Raw genomic sequence first — 8,285 nt, forward strand, 5'->3', positions numbered from 1 at the left:
GCCGCGATTTTGAAAGGACATAACCGTGACGATCCAGAGGAACTGGCAAGAACTGATCAAGCCGACCAAGCTGGAGATTGTTTCGGGCAGCGACAACGCGCGCGTGGCCTCGGTAGTTGCCGAGCCGCTTGAGCGCGGTTACGGGCTTACCCTGGGTAATGCTCTTCGTCGCGTGCTGCTGTCGTCGCTTCAGGGCGCGGCAGTTACCGCAATCCAGATTGACGGCATCCTGCATGAATTCTCCTCGCTTCCGGGCGTGCGGGAAGACATCACCGATCTCGTCCTCAACGTGAAGGAAATCGCGTTGAAGATGGGCGGCGAGGGCCCAAAGCGTCTCGCACTCTCCAAGCAGGGCCCAGGTGCGGTCACCGCTGGCGACATCAAGGTCACCGGCGATATCGAAGTGCTGAACCCCGAGCTGGTGATCTGCCATCTCGATGACGGCGCCGAGATCAATATCGAGTTCACCGTCGATACCGGCAAGGGCTATGTCGCTGCCGACAAGAACCGTCCGGAAGACGCACCGATCGGCTATATCCCGGTCGATGCGCTGTTTTCGCCGGTTCGTCGCGTCAGCTACAAGGTCGATGCCACCCGTGCGGGTGAAAGCCTCGACAAGGACAAGCTGACCCTGCAGATCGAGACCAATGGCGCCGTGTCGCCGGATGATGCCGTGGCCTATGCCGCGCGCATTCTCCAGGACCAGCTGTCGGTATTCGTGAACTTCGAAGAGCCCAGCAAGGAAAAGGCCCAGGATTCGGTTCCTGAACTGGCCTTCAACCCGGCACTGCTCAAGAAGGTCGACGAACTCGAACTGTCGGTTCGCTCGGCCAACTGCCTCAAGAACGACAACATCGTTTACATCGGCGACCTGATCCAGAAGACGGAAGCCGAGATGCTGCGGACGCCGAATTTCGGCCGCAAGTCGCTCAACGAAATCAAGGAAGTCCTGGCACAGATGGGGCTTCATCTCGGAATGGACGTTGCCAACTGGCCACCCGAGAATATCGATGACCTCGCCAAGCGCTACGAAGATCATTATTGATCGCGCGCTGCCAAGCACTTTAGGAGACAACCATGCGCCACGGTAATTCAGGCCGCAAACTCAACCGGACTGCCAGCCACCGCAAGGCAATGTTCGCCAATATGTCCGCCGCGCTGATCAAGCACGAGCAGATCGTAACCACCCTGCCCAAGGCGAAGGACCTGCGTCCGATCGTCGAGAAGCTGATCACGCTGGGCAAGCGCGGCGACCTGCATGCCCGCCGCCAGGCGATTGCGCAGATCCGCGACGAAGGCCAGGTTGCCAAGCTCTTCGCAGTGCTTGGCCCGCGCTACAAGGAACGTCAGGGCGGCTATATCCGCATCATGAAGGCTGGTTTCCGCTATGGCGACAATGCCCCGATGGCGGTGATCGAGTTCGTCGATCGCGACGTTAATGCCAAGGGCCTCGACAGCGGCCCGGTGCAGGTCCGCGACGAGGACGAATACGAAGCCGCGTAAGCGTCGGATCGTATGAATATTGAAGGGCGGTCGCAGCGATGCGGCCGCCCTTTCCATTTGTGGGCGGCGATCACGTCGGCGGTCGCGGGTGCTTCAGGTTCCAGTGCCGGTAGAGCTGCCGGACCTCAGCCATTGACCGGCAATAGACCCGCGACAGGTTGGTGTCGTCGACCATGGCGCGATAGCGCGCCCCGTTATGCCGCGAGGCGACGGCCACCCAGTGGATCATCGACCATTTGACGCTGTCCTGGCTTCCCTGCAGCGCGCCGTGCCGGTTCCGCTCAAACAGGGTTCGGCGGAAATAGCGCCATAGCCGAAGCCAGTGGTTTTCATCGAGGACGATGGCGCCTGTGGCGCGCGCCAAACGCTCTTGGGTGAGGGCGCTATAATTGCCATCCATGATCCAGGCGGGCTCGGCAATGGCGGCCCGCTGGAGCGCACGAAACTCCTCCCGTGGGCGGGGCACCCAATTGCTATGGGGTTGATGGTGCAGCTGATCGAGGTGCACGGCAGGGATGGAAAGCTTGTCGGACAATGCGGCGGCAAGCGTCGACTTGCCCGAATTTGACGGGCCGAAAATGACGATGCGGCAGCCGAGGGCAGAAAGCGGCGGAATGTGAAGCATTTTCAGTTCCGATATAGTGTGGATCGGGGTGGAAAAGGCTGAGACGAAAATCCCCGCCGGAGCGGGGATTTCCATTTGGTCGGATGCTGAGTTTACTCCGGCTGCTGGTCCTTGCCGGTATAGACTTCCTCGACCCAGAACTGGTCGCGGCGGTCGAAGCCATTGAATGGAGTCAGCGAGGCCTGGGTATAGGCGCCCATCAGGCCGAACTCGATCCAGTCGTCCTCATCGATATCGGAGGGCAGGGTGAACACCTGGGGCAGCACGTCATAGCTGTCGCAGGTCGGGCCCCAGATGGTGAATTCGGAAAAATTGGCGTCATTGTCATGCACGCGGGCGCCGCGCCACACCCGGACCGGCGGGGTGAAGTGCATGAATTTCACTTCCATCAGACTGCCATAGGCGCCGTCATTGACATAGACCGATTGGCCGCCGCGCTGATGCTTGACGCGCAGCAGCAGCGAGGTCGAGCTGGTCACCAGCGCGCGACCGGGCTCGATGATGAGCTCCGGCTTGCGCTTCTCGCCAAAGTGGTCGTTCACGGCCGTGGCGATGGTCTCGAAATAATAGTCCATCGGCGGCGCTTCGCTGGTCGGGTAGGGGGCCGGATAGCCACCACCGATATTGAGGCGCTTGAGCTCGATATTGCTCTCTTCGACGATGCGCGAAGCGGCGGCGATATGGCGCTCATAGGCATAGGCGTCTTCGCACTGGCTGCCGACATGGAAGCAGAGGCTGGGCGTATAACCCATCTGATTGACCATGGTGACGATTTCGGCTGCGCCCTGTTCCATGACGCCGAACTTGATGCCGAAGTCATAGGACTTGAGCGCCTTGCCGGCCTTGAAGCGGGTGGTCACTTCCACATCACGCGACGGCGACACCACGGCGGCGAGCTGGTCGAGCTGCTGGGGGTGATCGATGGTGAAGGAGCGGACGCCGAACTCCTCATAAGCGCGCGCAATCTCGCGCTTGTTCTTGATCGGGTTGTTGTAGTGCATCGCCGCGCCCGGCGCATGGTCGCGCACCAGTTCCATCTCGGTATTGGAGGCGACGTCGAATGCCTTGAGCCCTTCCCGGTGCAACTGCGCGATGACGTGCGGGGAGGGGTTGCACTTGACCGCATAGGTCAGCAGCCCGTCAAAGCCCTTCTTGAAGACCTTCGTGGCCTTGTGAAGCTCGCGTTCGGAGAACAGGAAAGCCGGAAAGTCCGGCTGTTCGGCCGCGATCAGGGCGGAGGTGTTCGGATAAACGTGCTTCGGCTCGGTGGTCATCGACGACTGGCCTTTCGGGGCTGGGGAATTCAGGAAAACGAGCGCTGCATATAGGGCTCACAGACCCCCGGCGCAAATGATTATTTGCCCATAAAATGCGACCGTCGCATGACGTGGAAACTGCGCCGGATTCCGGGGTTTTTCGGCTAGTCGAGCGCTATGTCGGGCAGGTCCATCACGGCCAGAGACTGGATCGTGGCGCTGCGCCAGTCCTTGAGGCTGCCGATGAATGCCGATGCGTCGTCGCCATAGCCACGGCGGCTGATGGCGAACAGCGCCAGGCTATCGCCAAGGGGCACGTAGCGATATGCGTTCCATTCCACGATGACGGTGTCGCTGCTGGCGTCGCTGAGCAGGAAATCGAAGATGATTTCGCCGGTCGCCTCATTGGCGATCATGTCGTAATTGACCACCGGGTCGCTGGCCTTGCGTTGCTCCAACCCGGCTATCATGTCTGCGGCTGCGCTTTCCGGCGTGGCCCCCTCGGTCAGCATGTCCACCATGAACATTTCGCCGTAGCTTTCCAGCGCCTGCCCCTGCGGAAGGTATTCCTGCTTGTAGTAAGTGGGAGTGGGATGGCTGGTCCAGGCCAGCTCGAAGCGGGTTTGCTCGAAGACGATGGGTCCGGGCGCGCCGATTGCGTCCTCCTGTGCCACAGTGGGGACGAGGAGCGCAGCGGATGCGATGGCGATGACAAGCAGGCGGTGCAGCGGCATTGGCAAGGTCTTCCAGGAGCAGGGCCAAGGGCAACTAGAGCGCAGTTCTGTTGCGCTGTCGATTGGGGGCGTGGCGCCGAACCTGTTCCTTGCCGCTGGCGGGGTGTAAGAGGGGCCGGCAATCCGCTAGAACACAGCCATGTCCGATCTCTTTGCCGCCGACCCTTCCGAAACCGACAGTGCCCGGCCGCTTGCCGATCAACTGCGTCCGCGCTCGCTCGACGAGGTTATTGGCCAGACCCACCTGCTGGGACCTGACGGCACGCTGCGCCGCATGATCGCCAGCGGTCGGCTGGGGTCGCTCATCCTGTGGGGGCCGCCGGGCACCGGCAAGACCACCGTGGCGCGGCTGCTGGCCGACCAGATCGGCTACACATTCGAGCAGATTTCGGCGGTGTTTTCTGGCGTCGCCGATCTCAAGAAGGTATTCGAGAAAGCGCGGTTCCAGCGCCTCTCCGGGCATCGGACACTGCTCTTTGTCGACGAGATCCACCGTTTCAATCGCGCGCAGCAGGATGGCTTCCTACCGGTGATGGAAGACGGCACCGTGGTGCTGGTCGGCGCCACGACGGAGAACCCGTCCTTCGAACTCAACGCGGCGCTGCTGTCGCGCAGCCAGGTGCTGCGCTTCGAGTCGCTTGGTCTCGATGACCTCGAGAAGCTGGTGCAGCGGGCCGAGGACCTGAGCGGGGCGGCGCTGCCGCTCGATGCGGAGGCGCGCCATACGCTGCTGACCCTGGCGGACGGCGACGGGCGGGCGCTGCTGGGGCTGGTGGAGGAGGTGCTGGCCTCGGCCAAGCCCGGCGAGACGCTTGACGCTGCGACCATGCTCACGGTCATCCAGCGCCGCGCGCCCATCTACGACAAGGCGCAGGACGGCCACTACAATCTGATTTCCGCCCTGCACAAGACCATCCGTGGTTCGGACCCGGATGCGGCGCTGTATTATTTCGCGCGCATGCTCGATGCGGGCGAGGATCCGCTATTCCTGGCCCGCCGGCTGATCCGCATGGCATCCGAGGATATCGGCCTTGCCGATCCGCAGGCGCTGCCATTGGCCGTGGCTGCCCGCGATGCGTTCCAGATGCTGGGTTCGCCCGAGGGTGAACTGGCGCTGGCGCAGGTAGTGGTCTATCTGGCGCTCGCCCCCAAGTCGAATGCTGTCTACACGGCGTTCAAGGAGGCCATGGGCGTCGCCAAGGCGACTGGCTCACCCATGCCGCCCATGGTCATCCTCAACGCCCCCACCAAGCTGATGAAGGGCTCTGGCTATGGCGATGGTTATATCTACGACCACGACACGCCCGAGGCTTTCTCCGGGCAGGAGTATTTTCCCGAAAAGATCGGCCGGCAGAAATTCTATGAGCCGGTCGAACGCGGTTTCGAACGGGACCTCAAGAAGCGGGTGGACTATTTCGAGCGCCTGCGCGCGGTGAAGCGGCGTGAGGAGAAAGAATAACCGGGGCGCCCCATGCGTGTGATACCCCCAACTTGATCCCTCCCCACAAGGGGGAGGGTGTCGACTGAGAATTCTGCGGCTCAAAAGGTCTGAAATGTACCCCTTCCTTCTCGTCGGCGCCGGCGGCGCCATCGGCGCTATGGCGCGGTTCGGCTTTGCCAGCCTGTTCGGGCGGTTGTGGCCTATGGGATTTCCCTTGGCCACGCTGCTCATCAACATCATCGGCTCGGCCGCCATGGGGATATTCATCGGCCTCATGGCCCGCTGGCTCCCTGCCTGGCAGAGCGAAGCACGCTTGTTTTTTGCTGTCGGCGTACTGGGTGGTTTCACGACTTTTTCTACCTTCTCGCTTGACGCAATCGTGCTGATCGAGCGTGGTGACTGGCTCCAGGCAGGCGCCTATGTGCTGTTGTCGGTTGTGCTCTGCCTCATTGGGCTTTATCTCGGGCTTTTGGCGATCCGAGGCGTGGCATGAGTGGCGTTCAACAGCGGCAGGTGAATGACGATGAAGACGGGATGCGTCTTGATCGCTGGTTCGCCACCCATTTCCCCCAGCTCGGCTTCGGGCGCCTGCAAAAGCTGATCCGCAACGGCGAGGTCAAGGTCGACAAGGCCAAGGTGACGACCAGCACGCGCCTCGTCCCCGGGCAGACCGTGCGTATTCCGCCGATCGACGATCCCGATACCGTCAAGCCGGTCAAGCTCAACGATGCCGATGCAGATTTCCTGCGCGACTTGATCCTGTACGAGGACGAGGACATCTATGTCTTCAACAAGCCGCATGGCCTGGCTGTGCAAGGCGGCAGCGGCACGAAGCGGCACCTCGACGGCATGCTCAAGAGCCTGCCCAACAAGAAGGGCGAGGCGCCGCGTCTGGTGCATCGTCTCGACCGCGATACATCCGGTTGCCTTGTCGTCGCCAAGACCAAGCAGGCCGCCAGCCATTTCGGCAACGTGTTCCGCTCGCGCTCGGCCCGCAAGATCTACTGGGCCATCGTCGCCGGCAATCCGCATCCGCAGCAGGGCGAAATCTCCTGCTTCCTGGCCCGCCAGAGCACGGACGACGGCGAGCAGATGGTCGTCGTCAGGAATGGCGCACCGAACTCCCAGCACTCGCTGAGCTATTATTCGACCACCGATACGGCCAGCAAGCGCTTTGCCTGGGTCACGCTGAAGCCGGTGACCGGCCGCACGCATCAGTTGCGTGTACATATGGCGCAGCTGGGCACGCCGATCATCGGCGATCCGCGCTATTTCAATATCGAGAACTGGCAGGGCGCCCCAGGGCTCAGCGAGGGTCTGCATCTGCATGCCCGCCGCATCGCCATTCCGCTGCGCAACGGCAAGCGGCTCGACATTTCGGCGCCGCTGCCGCCCCATATGCGGCAGAGCTTCGAGACGCTGGGTTTTGATCCAGACCGCTATGACGTGAGCGGCGATCCGGAGGACGGGGCATGAGCCTCGTCGTCTTCGACATGGATGGCACGCTGGTCGATAGTGGCGCCGCCATCACGGCGCGTGTGCTGGCGGCCTTTGCGGCGGTAAACCTGCCGGCACCGTCGCTGGAGACTATCCGCGCCAATGTCGGTCTCTCGCTGCCCCTCTATCTTGCCAACGTTGCCGATAGCGATGATCCGGACCTGCTCGCCGCGCTTTTCGACGCCTACCGCGCCGCGAGCGCCGCCGCCCCTCCAGGGCAGATGCCGCTATTCAACGGCGCTCGGGAACTGCTGGACCGGTTGCACCGGCGGCCGGGGACACACCTGGCCGTGGCGACCGGCAAGGGCAGGGCTGGGCTCGACAAGACACTGGCGCAGAACGTGATGGGCCATTACTTTGCCAGCCTGCAAACGCCCGACACCAACCCCTCCAAGCCCCATCCCGGCATGCTCAATTCCGCGATGGACGCGGTCGGGGTCGGGCCGGACGAAACCGTGATGATCGGCGACGCGGTGTTCGACATCGAAATGGCCGGCGCCGCCGGCGTCCGCTCCATTGCCGTTTCCTGGGGTTTGCAGCCCGTCGACGCCCTGCGCGCCGCCGGTGCGACGACCTCTGTCGACCGCTTCGATGCGCTCTATGAGACCATCGAGCGGCTTCTGGAAGAAAAAGCAGATGCGTGACCAGCTCGAAGATGCCCACCAGCACCGCGACGACGGCTATGGCCGCGCGCAGCATCTCAACAAGGTCGAACTGCCCAAGCGGTTCTACAAGGATGTCGGCGTGGCTTCGGTCGATGGCGGTTTTGTGGTGACGCTCGATGGCCGTCAGGTGCGCACGCCCGGCAAGAAGTTTCCAGCGGTGGTTCCCGCCGCATCCATTGCCACGGCAATGGCCGCGGAATGGGCCGGGCAGGGCGAGTTCATCAATCCGGCCACCATGCCCATGGTGCGTCTCATCAATTCGGGCATCGAGAGTGGCGGGGCGATGGTTCCGGCATTCCGGGAAGAGGTGGTCAAGTTCGCCGCTGGCGATCTGATGCTCTACCGCGCCGAGAGCCCGCAGGAACTGGTCTGCGAGCAGGAACTGGCATGGGACAAGGCGCTGGTCAGCATCGCCCGGCATTTCGGCGTCAGCTTCCGGCCGACCGTCGGTGTCATCCACCAGGACCAGCCCAGGGCGACGCTGGATCGACTGGCCGATTCGCTGCAGGGAGAAAATCTGCTGACCTTGACGGCACTTGTGTCGATTACCGGACTTACCGGATC

The 8,285-nt window shown here is 62.5% G+C and carries 10 protein-coding genes; 7 read left to right on the forward strand and 3 right to left on the reverse strand.

The annotated features are described in order from the left end of the window. Window positions 1–19 precede the first annotated feature (19 nt). Together V6M52_RS13340 and rplQ are read left to right on the forward strand one after the other, a co-directional pair. Entirely contained in the window at window positions 20–1,045 is a 1,026-nt protein-coding gene (locus V6M52_RS13340; RefSeq protein WP_332686223.1) for a DNA-directed RNA polymerase subunit alpha, read from the forward strand. 32 nt (window positions 1,046–1,077) lie between these two features. Further along, on the forward strand, window positions 1,078–1,503 hold the full coding sequence (gene rplQ / locus V6M52_RS13345) for a 50S ribosomal protein L17 (RefSeq protein ID WP_332686171.1): 426 nt from the start codon (window positions 1,078–1,080) through the stop codon (window positions 1,501–1,503). Window positions 1,504–1,573: 70 nt separating this feature from the next. On the opposite strand, the gene V6M52_RS13350 is transcribed toward rplQ, so the two are convergent. The 3 genes from V6M52_RS13350 to V6M52_RS13360 form a co-directional block, all read right to left on the reverse strand. Then, window positions 1,574–2,128 carry an AAA family ATPase gene (locus V6M52_RS13350; protein ID WP_332701372.1) on the reverse strand — a complete coding sequence of 185 codons (555 nt, stop codon included), beginning with the start codon at window positions 2,126–2,128 and terminating at the stop codon, window positions 1,574–1,576. A gap of 92 nt (window positions 2,129–2,220) precedes the next feature. Further along, window positions 2,221–3,402: a hypothetical protein gene (locus tag V6M52_RS13355; protein ID WP_332686167.1), complete on the reverse strand. Its 1,182-nt coding sequence runs from the start codon at window positions 3,400–3,402 to the stop codon at window positions 2,221–2,223. Between the two features lie 146 nt (window positions 3,403–3,548). Further along, window positions 3,549–4,118 (reverse strand): hypothetical protein, encoded by a 570-nt coding sequence (locus tag V6M52_RS13360; protein ID WP_332701373.1) that lies wholly within the window; start codon window positions 4,116–4,118, stop codon window positions 3,549–3,551. 139 nt (window positions 4,119–4,257) lie between these two features. On the opposite strand from V6M52_RS13360, the gene V6M52_RS13365 reads away from it, so the two are divergent. From V6M52_RS13365 to V6M52_RS13385, 5 genes are all read left to right on the forward strand, one after another. After that, window positions 4,258–5,577 carry a replication-associated recombination protein A gene (locus V6M52_RS13365; protein ID WP_332686164.1) on the forward strand — a complete coding sequence of 440 codons (1,320 nt, stop codon included), beginning with the start codon at window positions 4,258–4,260 and terminating at the stop codon, window positions 5,575–5,577. 94 nt (window positions 5,578–5,671) lie between these two features. Continuing rightward, window positions 5,672–6,052, forward strand: a complete 381-nt coding sequence (crcB, locus tag V6M52_RS13370; RefSeq protein ID WP_332686162.1) for a fluoride efflux transporter CrcB — start codon at window positions 5,672–5,674, stop codon at window positions 6,050–6,052. Continuing rightward, entirely contained in the window at window positions 6,049–7,035 is a 987-nt protein-coding gene (locus tag V6M52_RS13375) for an RluA family pseudouridine synthase (protein ID WP_332686160.1), read from the forward strand. Before crcB ends, V6M52_RS13375 begins: the two co-directional genes overlap by 4 nt. After that, on the forward strand, window positions 7,032–7,700 hold the full coding sequence (locus V6M52_RS13380) for an HAD family hydrolase (protein WP_332686158.1): 669 nt from the start codon (window positions 7,032–7,034) through the stop codon (window positions 7,698–7,700). Before V6M52_RS13375 ends, V6M52_RS13380 begins: the two co-directional genes overlap by 4 nt. After that, window positions 7,693–8,285: ATP12 family protein (locus tag V6M52_RS13385; RefSeq protein WP_332701374.1), on the forward strand; the 593-nt coding region annotated here is incomplete at its 3' end. The genes V6M52_RS13380 and V6M52_RS13385, both read left to right, overlap by 8 nt.

This window comes from Devosia sp., assembly GCF_036676215.1.
Classification (GTDB): domain Bacteria; phylum Pseudomonadota; class Alphaproteobacteria; order Rhizobiales; family Devosiaceae; genus Devosia.

Coding starts and splice junctions, on each gene's coding strand:
- rplQ (WP_332686171.1), top strand. CDS start 1,078: ATGCGCCACGGTAATTCAGGCCGCAAACTCAACCGGACTGCCAGCCAC.
- V6M52_RS13350 (WP_332701372.1), bottom strand. CDS start 2,128: ATGCTTCACATTCCGCCGCTTTCTGCCCTCGGCTGCCGCATCGTCATT.
- V6M52_RS13355 (WP_332686167.1), bottom strand. CDS start 3,402: ATGACCACCGAGCCGAAGCACGTTTATCCGAACACCTCCGCCCTGATC.
- V6M52_RS13360 (WP_332701373.1), bottom strand. CDS start 4,118: ATGCCGCTGCACCGCCTGCTTGTCATCGCCATCGCATCCGCTGCGCTC.
- V6M52_RS13365 (WP_332686164.1), top strand. CDS start 4,258: ATGTCCGATCTCTTTGCCGCCGACCCTTCCGAAACCGACAGTGCCCGG.
- crcB (WP_332686162.1), top strand. CDS start 5,672: ATGTACCCCTTCCTTCTCGTCGGCGCCGGCGGCGCCATCGGCGCTATG.
- V6M52_RS13375 (WP_332686160.1), top strand. CDS start 6,049: ATGAGTGGCGTTCAACAGCGGCAGGTGAATGACGATGAAGACGGGATG.
- V6M52_RS13380 (WP_332686158.1), top strand. CDS start 7,032: ATGAGCCTCGTCGTCTTCGACATGGATGGCACGCTGGTCGATAGTGGC.